This is a genomic window from Nonomuraea sp. NPDC049504 (assembly GCF_040676845.1).
Lineage (GTDB): Bacteria > Actinomycetota > Actinomycetes > Streptosporangiales > Streptosporangiaceae > Nonomuraea > Nonomuraea salmonea.
Map to the genome: position 1 here is coordinate 1 of NZ_JBFAPT010000041.1, position 22,668 is coordinate 22,668.

Sequence of the window (22,668 nt, forward strand, 5' to 3'; positions counted from 1 at the left end):
GGACGATCGGTCCGGTGATGCGGTGGTGGGCGCTGACGTGCAGGGCGTAGCGGGAGTGGTCGTCGATCCAGGACAGGATCTCGGTGTCGGTGCCGCGCGACGCGCCTCGTCGGGCGCGAGCTCCTAGTACGGCAGTCTCCATTCGTGAGCTGAGCTGTGGGTTTATGCGATAGCCAGGCGGGCGCGTTTATGGAACCAGCGGGCTCGGGCCTGGTGTCGGCGTCGCCAGATCGACCAGTGGGCGGCGTGCAGCAGTGAGGGTGTCGATGTGGTCGTGGCGTTGAACAGGTGTTTGATCTCGGCGATGGTCAGGGGGATCATGCCGGTGTCGGCAGGGGGTTGCTGGTCGGGCCAGGTGGGTGGCGGGGCCTGGGTATCAGTGCGGTGCCGGGCGGCCGCGGCGCTGACCGCGCAGATGGCCAGGGCTGCCATGACGAGCACGAGGTGGCGCAGGAACGCCTCGTAGAGGCGGACCTGGGACTGGTCCAGGCCGAACAGGTCCTTGCTGAACTCGAAGCTTTCTTCCACGGGCCATCTCAGCCCGGCGGCGGCTATCAGTCGGGGCAGGGTGACCGGCTGGCCTTCGGGCACGAAGCAGTAGTGAAAGGCCAGTTCGCCGCTCTTGCGGTGTTTGCGGACGAGCAGGAAGTGGCGTGGGCTGGTGGTGGCGATCCAGGCCCAGGCGTAGGCGCGTTCGCCCTTGGAACCCTGGCCGGCCGAGCGGATGGTTCAGGCGCGTTTGGGTGTGCAGTGCCGGGCGACGGCCTGTTGGCAGGTCAGGCGGGTGCCGCCACCCAGGGTCAGGGTGAAGGAGGAGCGCACCCGCAGCACGTAGGCCTGCTCGTGCTCCTCTAGGAAAGTGCGCAGCTTGGTGCAGGCGCCGTAGACCTCGTCGCCGACGATGAAGTCGACGCCGATGCCGTCGCGCCAGGCGTCGGTGAGCAGGCCGACGGCCAGTTCGCCCTTGGTCGCGAAGGTCAGGTCCAGGGGCAGGCCGGTGGTGATCGCCGTGACCGGGTCGGTGATCTGCTCGGCGGGGATCCACTGGCGGGCGCCGATCAGCGTGTGCCCGGTCCCGGCGCGGATGAAGGCCAGGTAGACGGTGTTGACGCCGTTGTCGAGCCGCCCGCGCAGCCCATGTGCTGGCGCTTGACGCCGGCGGTGGCCTGCCCTTTCTTCTCCTGGCCGGACTCGTCCAGTGCGCCGACGGTCAGGCCGGTGGGGCCGGGGGCGGCGTTCAGTCGTTCGGTGGCGAAGCGGCGGACGACGCTCATCGCGCCGAGGGTGTCCCAGCGGGCGCGGTTCAGCAGGCGCTGGGTGGCGGCGGGAGAGCGATCCCCGGCATGCTCGGCGATCGTCCAGCCGTTGCGTTTGGGCAGGTCGGACATGACGGCGTGGATGTATTTAGCGGCTGTAGGCGAGGCTCGATCCGGGCGAACATCGGGCCCAGCGCGGTGAGCGGGTCGTCGGTGTTCCGTTGCACGCGGCGTGCCTCTAGGATGAGCGCAGCAGCCGCTCTCGATCTTGTACTCGTCACAAAGTCATGATCACGAGCGGCTGCTCTCGTTGTGCCTGCCTCCGGTCACAAGATCACAACGGGCTCTCGCCCATCCTCGCTGGTCAAACCGCGAATGGAGACTGCCGTACTAACGCCTGTCGACGCCGTCGGTACTTACTAAGCTTGTCGAGCCGCCGCCGCAAACCATGCTTGTCAGCGGAGAACGTCGGGCAACCTCCCGCAAACGGCATCGTTCATGACGGCTTGTTATAGCCGCACGGTTCGGATGTACGGGTAGCCGTGAGTCGGATATGGTCCGATCGTGCGCCTTGATCCGTTTTTGAGGGCAGCCGCTGCAATCCTTGCAGGTGCCGCAGCTCTTACAGCCTGCGCAAGCGAAGCAGGACCGTCAACTTTAGACGAGTCGGCTCGGCGGCTGGCGACTGATGGAGACGCGGTGCTCTCGTTGATCGAGTCAGATCTGACGGGGCTGACGAAGGAACGGGCTGAGCAGGACAAGTCGACCTCCTGCGGCACTGGAAAAGCACAGAGATACTTCTCGGCCAAGGGGAACTTCGCCGACCCGGCTCGGCAGGATGCGATCAGCCGCATCGGGCTCCTGAAAGGCAAGCTGGTAACGCTGGGATACAGGGAGCTCGTAGATGAGCTCGACCTGTCCGACGATGACCTTGGCGTCGCTGTGCTGGTCAATGACGAGACCAAACTGACCTTCACGCTCCTCGGCCGATCGTCGACGTCACCTCACATCGTGATCGTCGGGAAGACGGAATGCTTCGCCCGCAGCGGCTGAAGCTACATAGGATCTGGTACGCGCGCGGCCTCTTCCCGGAGTTGTCTTGCGCGACGGCGAAGCTTGTCAGCTGTGGCCATGCAGCCGCTTTCCAAATGGCCTAACTGGCGCTTGAGCTGGCCGGCGTTGGTCAGGTAGCGCTCAGCGGCCGGTCCCTTCCAGAAGGTCTCACCACCGCCTGCCCCTGATGGGATGCCGTCGAACACTTCGGCGAGAGTCTTCGCATAGCGGGTGAAGGTGAGGGCGAGCGCTTCCTTTTCCGCTGCTTCCCGGAGCAACTGATGTTTGACGGGCATGGTCAGCCACCCCGTACCTTCAGAGCCTGGGTCAGCGCGCTCAGGAGCCGGCCTTTGATGGCTTCTTTCATCGTGACCCTGTCCGGCGCACTGAGCGGTGGGAGTCCGTGTTCCTTGAGCGACTGGACGAGGAAGGACATCTGCTGTTCCACCAGCGCGTTGGCGACGGTTTCGGCGTCGTCGGGTGTCTTCTTGTCGAGGTAGTCCGTGATCATGTCCTTCATGACGTCTTTGACGCCGTCGAGCACTTTGCCATGGCCGGTGGCCACGACCGCGCTGTCTATAGGCAGGTACTTGTTGTTGAAGTAGTCGACCGGCATGAGAAGATACCCGGCTATCTTCTCGGCGTACTCGTCGTCGCTCCATTCGGCGTACGTCGAGCCGGCCAGCAGAAGATTCGCCAGCGCGCCGGTTCGTTCGGCGAGGTTCGTATGTGCTTCTCTGCTGTACAAGTCCGAGGCGAACGGATTGAAGCGTCCTGGATCCAGCTCTTTGGTGTACGCCTTGGCCGCTTGCATCAGCGTGTCGGCCGCTGCGGGGTCCTGCATCAACGCGCCCATGAAGCGGGCGCTGACCACGGGGTCGAGCTTGTTCCAAGGTGAGTCAGGGGCCACATAGGGCAGTCCGGGGGCGTTCCGCGCGGCCTGTCCTCGAGCGAGATCATCGAGATGTGGTCTGATGTCCTGCGCTAAGACTCGGCTGATAGGCGAGTTGGCGAACGTACCTAAGCCTCCGCCTATCCAGAAACTGTTGTCGGCCCCCATTCTGTTGATGACGGTGAGCCAGGCCCGGTCCTGCGTAGGGTCATCGCCGGCACCGGGCTTCAGTGCACCGTGCAGAGCCTGTGCCAGCATCTCTTCGTACTCGGCTACGCCGCTGGACCTGATCGTGTGAGCGTCGAGGAGGACGGATGCCTCGTTGGGGTGTTCGGCAAGGAACTTCTGGAAGGCCTCTGGATTCGCCTTGAACGCTTTGGCCAGGTCGTACAGGTTCCAGTTCGGGTCGGTGGGAAAGGCGTCGGAGTTGGGCGGCCGCTGCAGCAGGATGGTGGCCGCTTGATTGAGGAAGGCGCTCGACTGCGGAGCCAAAGCCACCAGGGCCGTCAGGATGTCCGACGGTATCTCCTGTATCGCCTTGGGCCACTCGTTGCCGAGGCGTCCGGAGCTCTCCGCGCTGGCGAACGCTCTGGACAGCAACCCCGGCACGGCGCCCTCAGCGTGCTTGAACGTGTCCGGGGTCATACCTCTGCGGTCGCCTTTGGCCTGGGTATTCAGCCAATCTCGAAACAGCTTTTGGAACGTCTTGGGGCCGAGCGTGGCCAGCAGTGATGCCGCATAGGCGGGATCGTCGACTCGGCTTTTGAGCGCCGCTGCGGCCTTCTCCACCTCGCTCCAGCTCTGTGCGGTGAGATATTCGTCGTGGTGCTTGAGGGCCTCAGTGATAGCGGCCGCGTCCTTGACAGCAGCCTGTGCCGCCTCTGTCTGGCTGGCGAAGGGCATGGTGGCGGTCAGCATGCCCTTTTCTTGCGTCGGCACCATCCGTTTGAGGGTGTCGACGCGCCATCTGAGGTCCTGCTGTGACTCGTGGAAGAACCACCAGGTCCGGTGCATCGCGGTGACACCCTCGTGCCCCACCCACTCTTCACCAGCCTCAGCGATCGCCGCTTCGAGCCCTGGCCGCGCCCTGCCGAGGACGTCCTTCCCTCTGTCCATCTGACGGATCAGCTTGTCCGCAGCGAGGGGATCGATCCCGACGAACTCCCCCATGAACTCTCCTAGAGAGTGTGGCTACATGGTGGAAGTCAAGCACGACGGGCATGTCGGGTAAACGTGGTATGCGTTTTCATTAGGGCATCGAACCAACGCGACACATATAGCCGTATCAGGACACAGCGCGCTTCGCGGCAGCACATACCAGCTCGCCAACGACACGACCCTGGTGGCTGTCCTGCACGTACCCGATCCGATGCGCGGCGATTGATGAATCTATTGAGTCGGTTAACGAGATGTTGTAACCGGACTTCAGTATGGCAACCGAGAAGGCCGCAACGAAATTTTCCGGACCATGGCCGCACTTCCGTTAGCGAGCTAGATTTCCAGAGCGCTACGTATCTCCTACTTCGCACACAACACGTGCGTATCACGGCGGCGCTGGGGTGGATGCAAGGTACGCAACCGCCAGCGCCTGCGCTGACATACCGCCGGATTCCGACATATTGTTAGCGGATGGCCTTATCTGATCTCAACCGTGTCATGGTACTTGCGGCGATCAAGGAGTATGACCAACTGGGTCGTGATGCCTTCCTCGACCGGTACGGCTTCCGCGAGGCGCGCCACTACTTCATCCTCCACAACGGGCACCGCTATGACTCCAAGGCGATCGCCGGTGTGGCCCACCGCGGTGTCGACGGGCGCGTGCTTCGACCGTCCGAGTTCTCCGGCGGGGCTGCAACGGTCGGCAGAGTCCTCGGTCACCTCGGATTCCTCCTCGATACGCGCCAGGACACCTCACCTGCCGCCGCGTTCCTGGAGAAGATCAGAGGTCTCGAAACCGCCGTCTCGAACGGCCGCCCCAAGCGCCATCAGCCCCTTACCCTCCTATGGGCACTCGGCAGAGCCGCACACCGAGCAGAACGCCTTGTGCCCTGGAGCGTCGCACGGGCCGAGATCAGTGCCCTCATCACTGAGTTCGGATTACCGGACGACCGACCCACCCCTGAATATCCGGTCCTCAAGCTCGTGCACTTCGGGTTATGGTCGATGCCCGATCACCCGGAGCCACCACGCCCCAGCGGCAGTCCTCCCCTCGCATGGATGAACCGGAACCAGCCACTCTCCGGCCTACGCGAGTGGGTGTTCGACCTTGTAACGGAAGATCGGGCGGTACGAGCTCAGGCCAGTGCGTACCTCTTGCAGAAGTACTTCCCAAATGATGATCAGAACGCCTTGCTCATGCGCGTCGGGTTGGTCGACATCGACGAGCAGCCGCCCACATCCCCCGACGAACTTCGTACGCCCGGACGCCGCTCGACCACGGTCAGCCGAATCATCAGGGACAACGCACTTTCACAGCTGATCAAAAGCTTGCACGACCACACCTGCCAGATCTGCGGAGTCCGACTGCTCCTCCCAGACGGCCCGTACGCCGAAGGGGCGCACATCCGCCCGCTCGGCGCCCCGAACAACGGCTACGACGTGGCCGGCAACCTCCTGTGCTTGTGCCCCAACGACCATGTCCTCTTCGACCAGGGCGCTATCGTCATCAAGGACGACCTCACCCTGATCAATCGGCTCACGGGCGAGAAGCAAGGTGTCTTGCGGACGATCCCTGGTCACCACGTCGATCCGAAATACTTGGCGTACCACCGCAATCTGTACTGATCTGTAGCGCGGCAGAATATGAGTGCTCCGCCGACGATGGAACCTGTCGGATCTCTCTGCCATCATCCCTTTGTGACGGACCCTGTAGTGCCCACGTATAAGGACCTTTTATGGCCTACCCTCACGGCCATCCGCGATCTCGGAGGCTCTGGTTCGATCGCGGAGATCAGCTCCAAGGTCATTGAGAATGGGCGAATCCCAGAAGAGCAGCAGGCGGTTCTCAATAAGAAGGGGACGAGGAGTCTCCTGGAGGAGCGGATTGGCTGGGCGAGGAGCTACCTTAAAGGTATGGGGCTTCTCGCCAACAGCAAGCGAATCTGGTCCCTCACGGAGTATGGACGCGCGGTACGGCTCGACGAGATTGACGAGCTGCACAAGAACTATCAGCTGTCCGTACGAAAGAAGGATCAGCAGAGGGACTCTTCGCCGGGCGAGCCAACGCAGGAGATGAGCACCCCTCAGGAGGATCAGCTGCCGCTGACAGACGGCAGCGCTGTGCCGGCTGAGCAGGAATCTTGGCGGGAGGTTCTCCGTGAGGCCCTGCACGCGATGTCCGCGGACGCCTTCGAGCGACTGTCGCAGCGGCTCCTTCGTGAGGCCGGCTTCTCAAACACCCACGTCACCAAGCTCTCCGGTGATGGCGGGATCGACGGCTGGGGCAAGTATCGAATCTCGCTGGTCAGCTTTCCAGTTTTCTTCCAGTGCAAGCGCTATCGCGGCGCTGTGGGGGCACCTGAGGTGCAGGCGTTCCGCGGCGCCTTGAGCGGACGTGGCGACCGCGGGTTGATGATCACGACCGGGACGTTCACCGAACCTGCCAAAAAGGAAGCCACTCGCGATGGGGCCACACCCATCGATCTGATCGACGGTGATCAGCTCTGTGACCTGCTCAAGGAGTACGGAATCGGAGTCACCACCACAATCCGCCAGGTGGAGGATGTGACAGTCGACACGGTTTTCCTGCGACGGATATAACGGACGGCCAGGACATCCCGTACAACGGAGCACCGTCCACGTCGGCCATGCACAAAGCGCGACTGCGGCCCCAGCTTGGTTGGGGCCGCAGTCGCTTTCAGCGAGTCAGTCGGTCAGGACATTGGCGATCTTGGAATTGATGTGCTCTTGCTGGCCGTCCATGCACTTGGCGTACACCCGCAGCAGGACCTCCACGCTGTGGCCGGCGCGCTTTGCGACCTCGACAGCGGGTACCCCTGCGTTCAGCCACAGAGAGACGGCCGCGTGACGGAGGTCGTAGGGCCGACCTGCCAGGGAGGAGCTGATCTGCTCAGGAGTGAGGACGAGTTTTCGGGCCTCCTGCCAGACGTAGCTGTGCGCCGAGCTGGAGTAGGTGCCGCCCTTGCCCGTGTGGAAGATCCTGCCGTCCTTTACCGTGCCGTACTCGGCGATGTGCTCGCGGAGGATGGCGACCAGGACGGGCGGGATTGGGATTTCCCGTGTCTCCTTGTCTGCTCGATGCTTGAGGTTTCGGGATTCGTGGGTCTCGCCGGAGTTGGTCCAGCGTTTCGTGCCTTGGGGGCGTGCCTTCTCCAGGACGATTAGGCCCCAGCCGGATTCGGGCAAGGTGCAGTTCCTTTGCCGCAGGTCTGCCGCTTCCTCGGGGCGGAGTGCGGCGTAGTAGATGCAGGCGAAGAGCGCCTTGAGGCGGGAGCCTCGGTTGCGTCCGACCTTCGGGATGGCATCGAGGAGTTGTCTGGCCTGGGCGGGGTTGACCACCGTTCGTGGGTCGATGACTGTGACGGCTTTGGGTGCGGTCCATTTGATGCCGTCCAGCGGGTTGCTGTCGAACACCTTCTGCTCCACCGCGTGCTCAAGCAGATGGTGGAGAACGGCTCGCTTGCGGCGCACCGTGTTCGCCCCGGCCGGGGATCCGGTGAAGGTGACTGAGATGGCCTCCAAGGCTGTGCGCAGGATGTGCGGCTCTCCAAGAGCTGCCAGAGGCAAGGAGGCGCGTTCTAGCCATGTCAGGGTCGCGGCTTGGGACGGGGTCAGTTCCTGCCGCCGGTTCGGCGGGAGGAGTGCGTGATTTCGGAGCACCTCCCGTAGCGCCTCGGGCGTGGGACGGCGAGGGCTCTCCGTCACCAGAGCGGGGAGCAGCGATAGCAGCGCGTACGCGTCCGTTTCTCGTGTCCGGGCCGCCGATGTGTTCCAGCGCCGAAGCACATAGGACTGGGCGAACTCCAGGAACGAGGGACCGGTGGACTCGGGCTGCAGCATCGATAGCGGCAGGCCGGTCGCGACGTCGAACTCCTCCCCTACCTTGACCGCTTGTCGCATGTCGGACATGAAGGCGGTGGCCAGCCCCTTGCTGCGGAAGCTTTTGGATTTCTCCTTGCCGGCGATGCGCCACCGGGCCACGTAGGCGGGCGTGTCCCGGTCGGTACGGTGTTGGATGCCGCCGAGTTTCACGTCGTAGGTCGTTCTCATGCCGCTTCCCGCCGTGACTCGATCCAGGCGTTGAGGTCGCTTCGCCAGACGCGGAGCTCGAGGTTGGGAAGCTGGATGCACACTGGTGCCCTGCCGAGCTGGCGCCAGCGGTAGAAGGTGCGGCGGGAGACGCCTCCCAGTTCCTCCAGGACCTGCGTGACCGTCAGCAGTTCGTCTTTCCTACTCATCGGCTACCGCCCCTGGTCGTAGGGGACGTATGAGCGCGATCAACCTGGCGAAGGCCACTGGGCCACGCGGCCGTGCTGCCGCCGAAGACGGTCTCCCTGGCAGAAGGCGGTGTCGTCGCCGGCTCAGCCCCCGAGGGGTGATGGATGCTGACGGAAGCCGCGCAGATGCTCTGTGCAGAGCAAAGGCCGGTTTCCGGATTGCCGAAGTGATCGGCTGCCGTGAGTACGGCACGCGACCGGGCAAGGTGGTGCAAGATGAAATCATCCTCTCCAGTGAGCTGGGGTGGGATGGCCTCGGCCTGGCGAACGTCTTGGCGGATGTGTGGCCAGGCTGGGGCCTTTAGTACGTCGGTTCCGCATTGCTTGCTGCCGTCGACTATGGGTCGGGGGCTGGTGGCTTTATTGGGCAGTGAACGTCACCCCCTCTGTTCAGTGCTGGGCACGCCCAACGTTTGACGGTGTTTGCGGGGCCGCTAGGAATAGCGGGTGTCTCGGGCTATTGAGCACGTGACATGCACCCTCACCTTTAGGCCTCGCGTCAAGTCGGTTGAATCGGCGGCCGGCTGGTCATCGCGCCGGAAATCAACTCTCGGAATGGCTGCCAGGGCGTTAGTCGCCTATGACTTCAGCGAGCACGAGCTCATGACGCGCGGAAGATTAGTAGGTCCTCGTGAGCCGCAGCACATACTGGCCGCCCTTTTTCCTGGCTCTTCCACGCTTCCAGCATTTGGAAGAACGACGCCCGGTTGATCAGCTGGCCCTCACGCACTCCGCACAGCAATGCGGCCAGGCGGTGCGTCAGCACCAGGCCGACTGCCTCTGCCGTCTCGATGACCTGACCGGGGAGGTCCACGAGTTGCCCGTCGACCCGGATGGGTCGGATCGTGACCGCGATGACTCCACCGGGTAGCAGTAGTTCCATACAGCCGGCGAGGATCTGTCCGAAGCCCTCCATCAGCTGGGGCAGCCGTTGGTGGGCGAGGTTGCCCTTGTCAGTGGAGTACCGGTGGTTCGACTTCTGCACCGGCCCACCGCCTTCCCGGCTTCCGCAGCGGACGTGGCCGTGGGTCCTCATGCCGTACGGCGGAGACGTCAGCACCAGGGCTGCAATGCCCCGTAGATCCCCGAACACCGTTGCGATGTTCCGCGCATCTCCGCAAGCCACCCGAGCGAATCCCTCAGCGCCGTGAGAACGTGCATGCTGAACGTTGGCCGCGGTGAGACCGGCGAAGTCCGCCTCATACTCCATCCCCGCGGCGTGCCGTCCCAGGTGCACCGCCTCCACCAGCGTGGTCCCGATCCCGCACATCGGATCGAGGACCAGCTCCCCCGGCTCGGTGAACGCTGAGATGACTTGCGAAGCGATCGCCGGGAGCATCTTGCCCGGATGCCTCATCGACTCCGGAACGTACCGGCCGCGCCGCTGCATCTTCGCCTGCAACTGCCCCGTGGCCAACACCGACGGCAGAACATGCTCGTTCATCGCGCGCCTCCGCCGGTACGGGTGAACAGACACACATCCGCATGCACCGACACCAGCGGCGGCAGCTCCGCTGACTGGACCTGGCGAAGCTGCGCCAGCTCCGCCGGGTCAGGCTGAACGACGAGCGCATCGCCTTTGATCGGAACCCGCAATGCGATGACGTGCTGAAGGTAGGTGAGTCCGGCCCGTGCCGCCCGCTGGATGATGCCCGGTGCCTGGTCCACCAGCCTGCCGTGCTCATACCGAGCAGTCGTGATCACCGCCAAGTGGCCGTCCGGCGCTAGAACATGCCGCGCATCCGCCAGGAAACGATCCAGGTGCGTCACCCCGGGCACTGGCTGCTCCGCCCGGCACGTAGGACAAGAGCGCTCCATCGAGCCGATCACCCGTCCGACTTCCGGGTATGGGGGAAGAGCCGCAATCAGCAGCTCAACTTGGCCTTCGAGGCCGAGCAGCGCCTCTCGGAGCGCATGCGGCCCATGCGGGCGCAGCCTCACCGCGGCCCGCTGATCCGCCGCGAGATCCTGCCGCAACCGGCTGACAAGGTGCTGTGCGACCGGCATCCGCGGAGCGAGCCCGATGCCCAGCCGCCCCATCTCCGCCGCCGCGACGAGGACCGTCTCACTCGTCGTGAAAACATCCGCGACGACTGAGCCTGGACGAGTGCAGGCACCGATCAGATGCCGCGCCAACTCCCGCCCGACGGCCCGGCGATGCCGCTCGCATACCGCCTCGGCAACGGGCGGCTGGTCCTTCGCCCTGGGCGCCCCGACTCCAGCGTCAGAACACAACCACACTGAGAGCGGCACCAGCCGCCTCTCGGTCGCCCGTGACCGCTTCGACTGCGGTCTGTCGTTCTTACTCATCTACGGTGACCCTTAACGGCCACCCGTTCCCATGCACTGAAACACCGGTTGATCAGTGGTTATTGGAACTGGACTTGCCCAGGCTGGCGAGTACCGCTTCGGCAGGTTATCCACGGCGATGCTGGTCCCACATCGGTTTTAACGTCTAGACGCCATCGAGTCGCCCCTGACCATTGACAACCTCAGGGGTAGCTACCTTCTCCGGCGGCGGTCTCGCTGTCCATCCGCTGATCTATCCGTTTGCCATGGAGCCGTCTGCGCACCACATGGGCAGGCCAGGTGCTCTTTGCGTGAGGTTCGATGTTCTCGGCGACCATGGCCAGCGCATATCCGAGACGGACACGGTCACCAGGCGGAGGCACGGTGCTGTACCGGCTGTAGCCAGTAGCGGGAACGTCCCACACTGAGCGCTTTTCATCCTGAGTGGCGGCCTTCTTCGATGAGCTGCAGGACGAGGATGGCCTGCACGATCGTGGTGGCGCGGTGCGGGCAGCAGCGCAGGCGGGACAAGACCTTCCAGGTCTTCAAGGTGGCCACGGCGCGTTCTCCGCAGGAGCGGATGCGGGCGTGTGCGCGGTTGACCGAGCGCTGGTGGCGCGACAGTGGCGGCCGCAGCCGATGTCCTTTGAACGGCGTACGGATGCTGCCGCCCGCGCCCTGGTAGCCCTTGTCGGCGAAGGTCTTCACCCCTGCGGCGGTGAGCGCGTCAATCAGGCCGGTGGCGCGTGCCGCGGTCAGGTCATGCGTGGCACCGGGCAGCGCGGGTGAGGCCCACACCAGGCGGCCGGATGGGTCGGCCAGGAGCTGCACGTTCACGCCGTGGCGCCGATGCTTACCGGAGTAGTAGGGCCGTTCGTCGGCCAGCCGGTCGATGGGGATCAAGGTGCCGTCCAGGATGGCGTAGGCCAGCCTGCCTGCGCGTAAGACGGCGGCGTGAACGTCGTCGGCGAGCATGGCGAGCAGGTCGACCGCCTCACGGACGTAGCGCCAGGCGGTGCTGGTGCCGATGGCGAAGCCGGCGGCAAGACGCGCGTAGGTGTCACCGTTGCGCAGGTGGGCGAGCACGAGCAGGGCTTGCCGGGATGCATCCAGGCGCCGCCATCGGCAGCGGCGCTCGGCACGCCGGATACGGATGAGCTCGGCCAGGCGGATCAGGGTGTGATTGGACAGCGGAATCGAGGCACGATAAGACAGCAACGAGGCTCTCCGGTAGAGGCATCGGATCTTGGTCGACTGCTGTCTTACCGGGAGCCTCTTCTCATGCCAACCCGTCTCGGCGCCACCCCTGCTGGCCAGCGCGATCAGGTTGGAAAAGCCTCACTAGAATGCGCCACTCAGTGTCGTACTCATCGTCATAAAGGTAGTAGTCGACGGCTTCTGGTGCGGTGGCGATCAGGCGATCCAAGTATGCGTCGAAGGTCGCTCGACCGAAACTGTGCGGGCTTTCTTCAGCGTCATCAACCACCCCACGCCCTACCACCCGGTCGTCGGCGGGCCCATGGTCCATGACCCATGACCAGACCTTGCCGTGCTTGTCTCTCGTCTGGATCACGAAGGCGTACTGGTTGCCAGTCGACTCCATACCTCGAGTGTCGCCGAAGCCGACCACCATCCGAAGGTAACCGTGCGTCTGGTGACAACATCATGGCGCTGGAGTAGAGGTGCGGACGTTCGATGAGAAGCGCAGCAGGTCACCACAGTTGCTTGCTGGAGCTTTGCCAGCCCGCCCGCGGAAGGACATCTTCGCAGGTTAGAAGCCGTTTAGGTGGCTTGGCGAACCTCTGGAGTCGGAGTTCAGGCCCTCCTCTTCCTCCTGGTCAGCAAGCCGATGGCAGCGGCTGCGGCGGTTCGCGGTGTTCGCGCAGTTGCCATCAGCGCCCCTGGTTTCTCCCATCCGATGGCCGAGACCTGGATCGACCAATCCAGCTCGGCCTCACGGGGAGACACCATGGCCATCGATTTGCAGGACACCACGACGAGCTTCAGCGAGAACGCGCTGAGCGCGGCGGACAGATCGTTCAAGCTCCTGATCACTGGTCCGAGTCCGCTCTCAGTAGAAGGCCACTCCATCGGGCATGGAGTGCCTCAACGTCCGATCGATCTCGGCGAGCTGAAGACGCTGCTGCTGGCGCCGCATGCCACCGATGAACTCAAGGACACCGTGTGGGCGCATCTCGTGCGGCGTTCACGGTGTGATGGCCCCGCGTGGGTGATCGGGTGCGTCGGGGTGGCGATGCCGGGGCTGAAGAATCTGGCCGCGCGGACCACACACGGCTGCCCAGCGCACGTGGCTGAGGACATCGTCTCGGAGATGGTGACGTACTTCGTCGCGCAGCTTCGTCGGATCGATATCGATCGGCCGAACATTCTGCCTCGGCTGCTGCTGTGGGCGAAGAAGGGGGCGCTTCGAGTCCGGGCGCGGGAGTGCTCGTCCGTCGAGATCTGCGCCGATGTGCCGGAGCCTGTGGCTCTCGACGGCGAGCCGTTCATGGTGCTCGCGGAAGCCGTGCGGTGCCAAGTCATCAGCTCGGATGAAGCGAAGCTGATCAACGCGACGCGTCTGGAGGGGCAGGCGTTGCGGGCGTACGCGGGGCGGCTCGGGGTGCCGGCTGATCGGCTGTACAAGCGGCGGCGGGCGGCCGAGGCACGCCTGGCGCGGGCGATCGAGGAGGGTCAAGTCTCGGTCAGCTGCGACGGGCCGGCGTCCAATCTCGCCTGCTGAATCGGTGGTTCATCCATGTCAGCCGTGATCACGGCTCGGGGCGGAGCACTGGGGGGCGGTTGCCCGTTCCCATCGAGCCCATCGTCCCTCGTCCTTGAAGGAGGACACCCGTCCCGGCCCGTCTCGGGCCCGTGATCGCGGCTGGCGGCCCAGCTCACAATCCTCACGTCTCGGGGAGCCATGTCATGAAGCCGTTTCGGCCTTGTCCATTGTTCGTTGTCCGGGTTCCAGCAGGTACGAGCTGGGCCCGGCGTGCCGCCGCTTCAGCGCTCTGGACCGCCGGTTGCCTGGTAGCCGCGCTGACCGTGCCCGGTGTCGCCGAGGCGATGACCAGGCTGGCCTCGGCCTCGCTCGATCAGGTCATCACCAACCTGCGCAACGTGGTGATCGGGCTGCTGGTCGGCCTGGCCACGCTGTTCTTCACCATCGGCGGCGTCCGGTACATCCTGGCCGGCGGTGATCCTGGGGAGGTCGAGGCCGCCAAGAAGACGCTGCGGTACGGGGCGCTCGGGTTCGGGGTGGCGATGCTCGCTCCGGTCCTCGTGGGGATTCTGCAGCGGATCGTGGGGGCCTGAGGTGGCGGCCCTGGCCCGCCTCAGAGCGTTCGGGTTGTTCGCTCTGCTGGCGGTCGGTGCGGCGGCGCTCGTCTCGGTACTGCTCAGCGGGGTCGCCGGTGCAGCGCCTGCGACGCCCGTACCGACTCCTACGCCTTCTGCCACGCCCAACTCGTCTCCGGCAGAGCCGGAACTGGACTGCGGGTTCATCGATGTGGCGTGCAAGACGCGACTGGCGATGGACGAGTGGTTCACGCATCTTGTGGAGTCGGCGACCAAGCCGGTGTTCGAGTCTCTCGGCTCGACCGTGCTGGCGACGCCGGAGCTGGACTCTCCCGAGATGGCGCGGGCCAAGCAGTTGTGGGAGCTGTCGCGGACGATCGCGAACACCTGCTTCGTGCTGCTGGTGACGCTCGCGGGCGTGATGCTCATGGTCGGGCAAGCGCTGCCGGGCGGGACCTCGGCGCGGGAACTGCTGCCTCGGCTCGTGTGGGCGTTCCTGGCCGCGAACCTCAGCCTGATCGCCATCAAGTACGCGATCACTTTGGCGAACGGGCTGAGCCAGGCGTTCCTGGTCGATGGGGCCGAACGGATCGATCCGAAGCTGGTGTTCGACGCGATCAAGAAGGCGGTTCTCGCGGGCATCGTGCTCAAGGGCGTGTTCTTCGCCTTCGTAGCGCTCGTGGTGATCGTCCTGGCGGTTGGTGTGCTGTTCACCTACATCGTTCGGATCGCGCTCACCATGGTTGTGATCGTGGCGGCCCCGCTCGCGTTGGTCCTTCATGCGTTGCCCGTCACCGAGGGGATCGCGCGGTTGTGGTGGCGGGCGTTCGCCGGGCTGCTCGCGATTCAGATGTGCCAGTCGCTCGTGCTCGTCACGGCGCTGCAACTGCTGTTCTCCGCCAATCCGGCCGACGACGAGTCGTTCTGGATTCCGAGTACGGCGGACATGACCGACCTGCTCATGGCCATATGCCTGCTGTTCGTCCTGCTCAAGATCCCGGGTTGGGTCGCTCGGACCATCTGGCAGGCGAGCAAGCCTCGGGCCCTGCCACGGCTGGTGAAGTCGCTGATCGTCTATCGCGGGCTGAACATGCTCCTCGGCAAGGGGCTCAATGCCGCCCGCGCTGCGCGCCGGCCCAAGCCGCCGAAGCCGCCCACCTCGCCGAGCGGCAAGGGCGGGCCCAGCGGCCCTCCTGGCGGAGGTCCGAGCGGTGGTTCGGGGCCGAAAGCGGGCGGGCCGCGTCCGGGCATGCCGCGCCATCCGCGTCGTCCACCGGGGACGACCGCCGACAACCGCCGTCCGGGCGGTGGGGACGCGCACGTTCACCGTTCATCCCCACCAGCGCCCACCGATAGAGGGCAGCCCGTCGGCCGTCCGCAGCCCACGCCGCGTCCTCGGCCCGTTGTCCGGCGCGACCGGCCGCCCAATGGGGCCGTGCCGTCTGAGCCTCGTCGTTCGCCGCCGCGCCCGTCACAGGTCGCGTTGCGGCTCCAGATGCCTCGTCTTCCCAGAAGGGTGGCACGTCGTGCGCCACGCAAGTAAAGAACGGCTGGTCGCGAAGATCCCAGCCGATGTCGAGATGCCGGACAAGCTCTTCGCGAACCTGACGGTCCGGCAGGTCGCGATCCTGGGCGGAACCGGGGTGCTGGCTGCCTGGGTGTACCTCATAGCCGGCGACCGGCTGCCTCTCCCGGTGCTCGTCGCGATCCTCCTGCCGTTGATCGCCTGCGGATGCGCGCTGGCGCTCGGCAGGCGGGATGGGCTCAGCCTTGACCGGCTCGTCCTTCACGCCTTCGGCCATCTGCGGCGGGACCGCAAGCTGGTCACCACCGAGGAAGGAGTCCTTGCGCCGCCGGCCTGGTGCCGGGTCCGGGGCCGTCTACCAGGTGCGTTGCGGCTCCCGGTCCGGGCGATCCGTGAGGACGGCGTTATGGAGCTCGCGGAAGGCGGGACTGTTGCTGTCGTCCGTGCCGGGACCGTGGCGTTCGGGTTGCGGACGGGCGAGGAGCAGGCGGCGCTGGTCGGGGTGTTCGCCGGGTGGTTGAACTCGCTGGACGCGCCCGTGCAGATCCTTCTACAGGCGCGGCCGGTTGATCTGTCTGACCTCGCCGACGTGATCGAGGGTGCGGCGGGGCGGCTGGCCGATCCCGCGCTTGAGCAGGCGGCCCGCCAGCATGCCGAGTTCCTCGGCGAGCTGGGCGCCACTCGGGATCTGCTGACCCGAGATGTTCTGGTCGTCGTTCGGCATCAGGACACCGAGCAGCCGCCCGGGTTCGCACGGAGGTCCCGGCATGCAGCTCGGCGGCGGGACAGCTCGGCGGCCATCGTGATGCGTCGCGCCGAGGAGACCGTACGTTCCCTGCTCAGTCTCGGGGTTCAGGCCAGCGTCGTGGGCGCTGAGGAGGCTCGCGATCTGCTCGTACGGTCGCTGTCGCCGCGCCGTCCCGAACCGGTCGGTGTCGCCCGTCCTGATGAGCCGATCACGCTTGGAGAGGGGGCTCGATGAGATTCACCCGGCCTGCCGGCGGCGACGAGGAGCTGGCCCGTACCGCCGCTGCCCTGCCCGGCCCGCCGTCCTTGAAGGTCAACGCTCGTTCGGTCGAGTTCCCGGATGGCGTGTGCGCGTCGTTCGCGATCGCCGGGTATCCACGGGAGGTCGGCGCGGGCTGGCTCGAACCACTGACCGGTTATCCAGGGCACCTCGACGTGTCTCTGCACATCGAGCCGATTCCGCCGTTGATCGCCGCCCAGCGCCTGCGACGCCAGCTCGCCCGGTTGGAGTCCGCCTCCACGGGCGCCCGGATGCCGGACTTCGCCGCCGAGGCCGCCGCCGATGACGCCGCTGAGCTTGCCGCGTCCCTTGCCAGAGGGCATGGCCGGCTGTTCCGGGTCGGCCTCTATCTCACGGTGCATGCCGCGGATGCCGAGGAGCTGGAGGCGGAGGTGCAGCACGTCAAGGCACTGGCGGCGTCACTGCTGCTCGACGCGCAGCCGACGACGTTCCGGGGGATGCAGGGATGGACGGCCACACTTCCACTCGGCACGGACACGCTGAAGACCCGCCGGACCTTCGACACCTCGGCGCTCGCGGCGGCGTTCCCGTTCGCCTCGCCGGATCTGCGGCCTCGGCTCGGCGAGACGCCGGTGTTGTTCGGGCTGAACGCGTACTCCTCCGGAGTCGTGTTGTGGGATCGGTTCGCTCATGACAACTACAACTCCGTGACGATCGCCAGGTCGGGGGCGGGCAAGTCGTACTTCACCAAGCTGGAGGTGCTGCGGCTGCTGTTCCACCAGGTCGAGGTGTGCGTGGTCGATCCCGAGGACGAGTACCGCCGCCTCTCGGACGCCGTCGGAGGGACCGTCCTCGGGCTCGGCACGCCAGGGGTGTGCTTCAACCCCTTCGACCTGCCCGCCTCCGCCGACGAAGATGCGCTCGACCGCCGCGCGATGTTCTTCCAGACGCTGGTCGCGACCATGCTCGGCGAACCGCTCACCGCCGCGACGAAGGCCGTCCTGGACAAGGCGGTGATCGCCACTTACGCGGCTCAGGGCATCACCTCCGATCGGCGCACGTGGAAGCGTCCCGCGCCGCTGCTCGCCGACCTGGTGACGATGCTGGACGCCACCGACGCGCCGGAGGCGTCCGAGTTGGCCGCGCGGCTCGCGCCGTACGTGTCCGGGTCCTACCGGAGCCTGTTCGCCGGTCCGACCACCACGCGGCCGGACGGTCACCTGATCGTGTTCTCGCTGCGAGACCTGCCTGAGGAGACCCGGCCGGTCGGGATGCTCCTGGCGCTCGACGCGATCTGGCGGCGCGTGTCCAACCCCGCAGACCGGCGCCGCCGCCTGGTCGTAGTCGATGAGGCGTGGACGCTGATGCGCGAGAACGAGGGCGCGAGGTTCCTCTACCGGCTCGCCAAATCCGCCCGCAAGCACTGGGCCGGGCTCGCCGTCGTCACCCAGGACGCCGCCGATCTGCTCGGCTCCGACCTCGGCAAGGCGGTCGTCTCCAACGCCAGTACGCAGGTCCTGCTGCGGCAGGCACCTCAAGCCATCGACGAGATCGCCGAAGCCTTCGACCTCACCGAAGGAGAACGGCTCTTCCTGCTGTCGGCCGGCCAGGGCGAGGGACTGGTGTGTGGGGGCGTCGGAGATCGCGCCGCTTTCGTCGCCGTCGCCAGTACGTCCGAGCACGCGCTCGCCACCACGGACCCGGCCGAATGATCTCCGATCCAGGGCTCTGGGGAGCCGTCATCGGTGGTGCCGCCGGTCTCAGCGCGGCTGAGGCCGTCCTCTGGCGGTGGCGCAACGCGCGCTTCGGCCGTAGCGCTCGGCTGGTCGAGATCGCGGTTCCGCCGCAGGTCGAGGCCGGGAGTGCGGCTGCCTGGTGGTCCCAGGTGATGGGGCTGACCGCGCCGCGCTGGAAGCGGGTCCTGTTCGGTCAGCCTCATCTGGCCTGGGAGTACGTGGCTGATGCGGCCGGGGTCCGGGTGCAGGTGTGGGTGCCGGGGGTCGTACCGCCTGGGCTGGTCGAGAAGGCGATCCGGTCGGCCTGGCCGGGCGCGGCCGTGACCACTCGTCCGGCTGAAGCTCTCCCGTCGCGCGGTGCCGTCGTTTCCCGAGGGCGGATGGTTCTGGCTCGGCCCGACCACTACCCGCTCACGACCGCGCACCGCAACGATCCGCTGCGCGCGCTCCTCGGTGCGCTCTCGGGGTTGCGCCAGGGCGAGCACGCCGCCGTCCAGGTTCTCGTCCGCCCGGTGACCGGGCGGCGGCTGTCAGCCGCGCACCGCGCTGCCTCGGCGCTGCGGAACGGCAGGTCCAGCAGCATTCGGGCCGACCTGTTCGACGTCATCACTCCGGGCGGGCTGCATCACAGCCGGCCCGGTGAGCTGTCGCGGTTGTTCCCTGAGCGTGCTGAGGAGATCCGGGCCATCCTCGCCAAGGCGAATCAGCCGCGCTTCTCCGTCCAGATCTCATACGTGGTGACGAGTGACCGGCCTGACGCCTCGGACCGGCTCCGTGGTCGTGCCCACGAGATCGCCGCTACCTTCGCGCTCTTCGCCTCCGGTCATCAGTACTTGCGCCGCCTGCGCGGCCTTGATCTACCCGGGCGCATGTCGAAGCGCCGCATGAACTGCGGCTACCTCTTGGCCGTCGATGAGCTGGCCGCGCTGGCCCACCTGCCTTACGACCAGGCTGCTCCCGGCGTCACACGAGCCGGAGCCCGACCCATCCCGCCCGCGCCTGATGTCCCCATGTACGGACAGGACATCCGTGTCCTGGGTGACGCGGAGACCGGCCACCCGCGCCCGGTGGGGGTCACGGTGGCTTCGGCCCGCCAGCACCTTCACGTCCTCGGACAGACCGGTGTCGGCAAGTCCACCTTCCTGGCCAACCTCATCCTCTCTGACGCCCATGCCGGCCGAGGCGCCCTGGTCATCGACCCCAAGGGCGACCTGATCGACGACGTACTCGACCGCCTGCCCGAACGCGCCATCAACCGGACGGTCCTCTTCGACCCGGCCGAACCCGGCAATCCGCCCTGCTTCAACGTCCTCGCCGGACCGGACCCGGCGTTCGCGGTCGACTCGATCGTCAGCATCTTCCACCGCTGCTTCGCCTCTTCCTGGGGCCCGCGGCTGGACGACCTCATGCGCTCGGCCTGCCTCACCCTCGTACGAACTCAGCGCAACCGCGCAACCCTCGCCGACGTGCCGAAGCTCCTCACCGACACCCCGTTCCGTGCCCGGATCGTCGGCAAGCTCGATGATGAGCTGCTGCGCGGCTTCTGGTCCGCGTACGACGAGCTGTCACCCGCCGCCCGCGCCTCAGTAATCAGCCCCGTCATGAACAAGCTCCGCGCCGTCCTCCTGCGCCCCTTCGTCCGGGACGCCCTGTCCGGCGGGGCCTCGACGTTCGACCTGGCCCGCACCCTGGACACCGGTGGCCTCGTCCTCGCCCGGCTGCCTAAGGGCGTCCTCGGCGAGGACGCCGCGCGCCTCTTCGGCTCGCTCCTCCTCGCCCACACCTGGCAGGCCATCACTCCTCGCGTACGCCTGCCCGAACACGAACGCCAAGATGCCGCCGCCTACATCGACGAGGCCCAGAACTTCCTCAACATGCCCATCTCCGTGAGTGACCTGCTGGCCGAGGCACGCGCCTACCGCTTCTCGCTGACGCTCGCCCACCAGCACCTGTCCCAGCTTCCCAAGGACCTCCGCGAAGCCGTCTCCGCCGACGCACGCAACAAGGTCTACTTCACCGCCTCACCGGAAGACGCTCACGACCTTGCCCGCCACGTCGGCCCCGTACTCACCGCACACGACCTGTCCCACCTGGGCGCGTACCAGGCAGCCGGACGAATCATGACCGGCGCAGGAGGCCCGTCACCGGCGTTCACCTTCCGCACCCGGCCTCTCCCCGATCCGATCCCCGGCCGCCAAGAAGCCGTCCGGACCGCCTCCCGTGCGACGTTCGCACGCCCCGAGACCACCACAGCGAGCAAGCCGAAACTCCGCCTCCCGACCGATCCACGCCGAGCCCACGAGGAGGGCGCTATATGACCCGGCCGAATTCACCCCGTCGCCTGCTCCCCTCCCGGCACCCACGCGCCCGTGCCAGCCAAGCCCTCCTCACCGGTCTGGCCGCGCGCCTCACCCCACGAGACGCCGAGATCCTCGACGCCGTCTGGGAACACCGCGTCCTCACCACCGACCAGCTGACCGCCATCTTCTTCCCGAGCATCCACCGCGCCCGCCACCGCCTCCTGGACCTGTACGAACCACGCGCCCTGGACCGCTTCCGCCCCTGGGCCCCTACCGGCAGCCGCCCCTGGCACTGGATCCTCGGCCCCACTGGTGCCCACCACCTGGCCGCCCAGCGCGGCATCACCCCCGCCGAACTCCGCTACCGCCCTGACACGGCCGGCGCGATCGCCTTCTCCTCCCGGCTGACCCACCAGGTGGGAGTGAACGAGTTCTTCGCTCAGCTCCACGCCACGGCCCGCCGCCGAGCCGACGGGTGTGAAGTCGCCGAATGGTGGCCCGAACGCCGATGCACCGCGCTCTGGGGCGACCTCGCTCGGCCGGACGCCTTCGGACGCTGGACCGAGCTCTCCCCCACCGGCCAGCCGGACACCATCGACTTCTTCCTGGAACACGACACCGGCACCGAGCCGCTGTCCCGTGTCCTGGCCAAGCTCGACGGGTACGCCGCCCTGGCCGAAGCGACCGGCATCAGCACGCACGTACTCTTCTGGCTCCCGAACCCCACGCGCGAGGCCAACTTCCGCAAGTTCCTGATGGCCCCTGACGTCCCCGTGGCCACCGCCGTCCACACGCCCGCCACGGCCCCCGACGGGCCCGCCGGGCCGGTATGGCTACCAGCCGGATCAACCGGCCCCCGCCGCCGCCTGATCGCCCTACGGGACGCGTGGGGGCGCATGGACGTTCCCTCGTAATGCCGGTCATCATCGGCACGGCGATCGGGGCGCTCGCCCTGATCGCCGTCCTCGTCAGCGTCATCGCCGCTGTGCTGCCAGGTAGCGACGTTCCGAGCGCCTCCTGCGGTACGTCCGCACCTGCCGACATCCCGCTCCAGTACCTCGACCTCTACCAGCAGGCCGCCGCCCGCAACGGCATCCCTTGGACCGTCCTAGCAGCGGTCGGCAAGGTTGAGTCCGACCACGGCCGAGGCACCGGGCCCGGCGTCACCACCGGCACCAACCCAGCCGGAGCAGCAGGCCCCATGCAATTCATCCCGGGCACTTGGCAAGCCTTCGGCGTAGACGGCAACGCGGACGGCACGGCAGATATCTACGACCCCGCTGATGCCATCCCCGCCGCAGCCGCCTACCTCCGGCACAGCGGCGCACCGACCCACCTCGAACAGGCGCTCCTGCGCTACAACCACGACCCCGCGTACGTTGCCAAGGTCCTACGCATCGCCGACTCCTACGCCGTAGCCTGCCCGCCCCTCCTGATCAGCGGATCTGAACGCGGCACGGCTGCGGTGGCGGCGGCGTCCCGCTGGCTGGGCACCCCTTACTCGTATGGAGGCGGCGACCTCGAAGGCCCGACGACGGGGATAGGGCTGGGCACGAGGGTGATGGGCTTCGACTGCTCTGCCCTCGTCCGTTACGCGTGGCACCAAGCCGGAGTCGCCCTGCCGCGTACCGCTGAGGATCAGTGGCTGGCCATCCCCCATGTCCCGCCCGACCACCGCGCTCCCGGCGATCTCGTGTTCTTCCAGGGCTCGGGCGGAGCCCCGGGCCGCCCCGGGCATGTTGGCCTCGTTATCGACGGAGATCGCATGATTGAAGCCCCGCGTACCGGCCTACGTGTTCGTATCAGCCACTACACATCCCGACGAGACCTTGTCGGTTACGCCCGTCCGGGTGGCTGAGGCAAGCGCTCACGC

20 protein-coding genes and 1 pseudogene are annotated in these 22,668 nt (G+C 66.5%); 11 read left to right on the forward strand and 10 right to left on the reverse strand.

Features of this window, described 5'->3' with window-relative positions; translation table 11 throughout:
• Positions 1–162: 162 nt before the first annotated feature.
• Positions 163–528 (reverse strand): hypothetical protein, encoded by a 366-nt coding sequence (locus AB0K28_RS46270; protein WP_364383515.1) that lies wholly within the window; start codon positions 526–528, stop codon positions 163–165.
• 201 nt (positions 529–729) lie between these two features.
• Positions 730–1,388 (reverse strand): annotated as a pseudogene (locus AB0K28_RS46275) (transposase).
• A 567-nt stretch (positions 1,389–1,955) separates the two neighbouring features.
• Between AB0K28_RS46275 and AB0K28_RS46280 the strand changes: the two are divergent.
• Positions 1,956–2,309: a hypothetical protein gene (locus AB0K28_RS46280; protein WP_364383518.1), complete on the forward strand. Its 354-nt coding sequence runs from the start codon at positions 1,956–1,958 to the stop codon at positions 2,307–2,309.
• Positions 2,310–2,311: 2 nt separating this feature from the next.
• On the opposite strand, the gene AB0K28_RS46285 is transcribed toward AB0K28_RS46280, so the two are convergent.
• Positions 2,312–2,605, reverse strand: a complete 294-nt coding sequence (locus AB0K28_RS46285) for a hypothetical protein (RefSeq protein ID WP_364383521.1) — start codon at positions 2,603–2,605, stop codon at positions 2,312–2,314.
• 2 nt (positions 2,606–2,607) lie between these two features.
• Positions 2,608–4,371: a hypothetical protein gene (locus tag AB0K28_RS46290; RefSeq protein WP_364383524.1), complete on the reverse strand. Its 1,764-nt coding sequence runs from the start codon at positions 4,369–4,371 to the stop codon at positions 2,608–2,610.
• Between the two features lie 459 nt (positions 4,372–4,830).
• Between AB0K28_RS46290 and AB0K28_RS46295 the strand changes: the two genes are divergently transcribed.
• Both AB0K28_RS46295 and AB0K28_RS46300 read left to right on the forward strand, forming a co-directional pair.
• Entirely contained in the window at positions 4,831–5,985 is a 1,155-nt protein-coding gene (locus AB0K28_RS46295; RefSeq protein ID WP_364383527.1) for an HNH endonuclease, read from the forward strand.
• A 36-nt stretch (positions 5,986–6,021) separates the two neighbouring features.
• The gene (locus AB0K28_RS46300) at positions 6,022–6,960 is read left to right on the forward strand and encodes a restriction endonuclease (RefSeq protein ID WP_364383530.1); all 939 of its coding nucleotides are present in this window, start codon (positions 6,022–6,024) and stop codon (positions 6,958–6,960) included.
• A 105-nt stretch (positions 6,961–7,065) separates the two neighbouring features.
• Here the strand turns inward: AB0K28_RS46300 and AB0K28_RS46305 are convergent, their stop codons facing one another.
• The 6 genes from AB0K28_RS46305 to AB0K28_RS46330 form a co-directional block, all read right to left on the reverse strand.
• Positions 7,066–8,430, reverse strand: a complete 1,365-nt coding sequence (locus AB0K28_RS46305; RefSeq protein WP_364383533.1) for a tyrosine-type recombinase/integrase — start codon at positions 8,428–8,430, stop codon at positions 7,066–7,068.
• Entirely contained in the window at positions 8,427–8,618 is a 192-nt protein-coding gene (locus tag AB0K28_RS46310) for a helix-turn-helix domain-containing protein (protein ID WP_364383536.1), read from the reverse strand. The genes AB0K28_RS46305 and AB0K28_RS46310 overlap by 4 nt, the downstream gene beginning before the upstream one ends.
• A gap of 640 nt (positions 8,619–9,258) precedes the next feature.
• Positions 9,259–10,101, reverse strand: a complete 843-nt coding sequence (locus AB0K28_RS46315; RefSeq protein ID WP_364383539.1) for a DNA methyltransferase — start codon at positions 10,099–10,101, stop codon at positions 9,259–9,261.
• The gene (locus AB0K28_RS46320) at positions 10,098–10,967 is read right to left on the reverse strand and encodes a DNA methyltransferase (RefSeq protein ID WP_364383542.1); all 870 of its coding nucleotides are present in this window, start codon (positions 10,965–10,967) and stop codon (positions 10,098–10,100) included. The genes AB0K28_RS46315 and AB0K28_RS46320 overlap by 4 nt, the downstream gene beginning before the upstream one ends.
• A gap of 414 nt (positions 10,968–11,381) precedes the next feature.
• Positions 11,382–12,164, reverse strand: a complete 783-nt coding sequence (locus AB0K28_RS46325) for a transposase family protein (RefSeq protein WP_364383545.1) — start codon at positions 12,162–12,164, stop codon at positions 11,382–11,384.
• Positions 12,165–12,225: 61 nt separating this feature from the next.
• Positions 12,226–12,549: a hypothetical protein gene (locus tag AB0K28_RS46330; protein WP_364383548.1), complete on the reverse strand. Its 324-nt coding sequence runs from the start codon at positions 12,547–12,549 to the stop codon at positions 12,226–12,228.
• Positions 12,550–12,915: 366 nt separating this feature from the next.
• Here AB0K28_RS46330 and AB0K28_RS46335 point away from each other — a divergent pair, with 366 nt between their 5' ends.
• The 8 genes from AB0K28_RS46335 to AB0K28_RS46370 all read left to right on the forward strand — a co-directional run bounded on the left by AB0K28_RS46335 (position 12,916) and on the right by AB0K28_RS46370 (position 22,653).
• Positions 12,916–13,689 (forward strand): hypothetical protein, encoded by a 774-nt coding sequence (locus AB0K28_RS46335; RefSeq protein WP_364383551.1) that lies wholly within the window; start codon positions 12,916–12,918, stop codon positions 13,687–13,689.
• 305 nt (positions 13,690–13,994) lie between these two features.
• Entirely contained in the window at positions 13,995–14,264 is a 270-nt protein-coding gene (locus AB0K28_RS46340) for a pilin (RefSeq protein WP_364383554.1), read from the forward strand.
• Between the two features lie 34 nt (positions 14,265–14,298).
• Positions 14,299–15,789, forward strand: a complete 1,491-nt coding sequence (locus tag AB0K28_RS46345) for a hypothetical protein (protein ID WP_364383557.1) — start codon at positions 14,299–14,301, stop codon at positions 15,787–15,789.
• Positions 15,773–16,753, forward strand: a complete 981-nt coding sequence (locus tag AB0K28_RS46350) for a PrgI family mobile element protein (RefSeq protein WP_364383560.1) — start codon at positions 15,773–15,775, stop codon at positions 16,751–16,753. The genes AB0K28_RS46345 and AB0K28_RS46350 overlap by 17 nt, the downstream gene beginning before the upstream one ends.
• On the forward strand, positions 16,750–18,471 hold the full coding sequence (locus AB0K28_RS46355) for an ATP-binding protein (protein WP_364383563.1): 1,722 nt from the start codon (positions 16,750–16,752) through the stop codon (positions 18,469–18,471). The genes AB0K28_RS46350 and AB0K28_RS46355 overlap by 4 nt, the downstream gene beginning before the upstream one ends.
• On the forward strand, positions 18,468–20,813 hold the full coding sequence (locus AB0K28_RS46360) for a DUF87 domain-containing protein (protein ID WP_364383566.1): 2,346 nt from the start codon (positions 18,468–18,470) through the stop codon (positions 20,811–20,813). The genes AB0K28_RS46355 and AB0K28_RS46360 overlap by 4 nt, the downstream gene beginning before the upstream one ends.
• Positions 20,810–21,709 (forward strand): replication-relaxation family protein, encoded by a 900-nt coding sequence (locus AB0K28_RS46365; protein ID WP_364383569.1) that lies wholly within the window; start codon positions 20,810–20,812, stop codon positions 21,707–21,709. The genes AB0K28_RS46360 and AB0K28_RS46365 overlap by 4 nt, the downstream gene beginning before the upstream one ends.
• Positions 21,709–22,653 (forward strand): bifunctional lytic transglycosylase/C40 family peptidase, encoded by a 945-nt coding sequence (locus AB0K28_RS46370; RefSeq protein ID WP_364383572.1) that lies wholly within the window; start codon positions 21,709–21,711, stop codon positions 22,651–22,653. The genes AB0K28_RS46365 and AB0K28_RS46370 overlap by 1 nt, the downstream gene beginning before the upstream one ends.
• Positions 22,654–22,668: the final 15 nt, after the last annotated feature.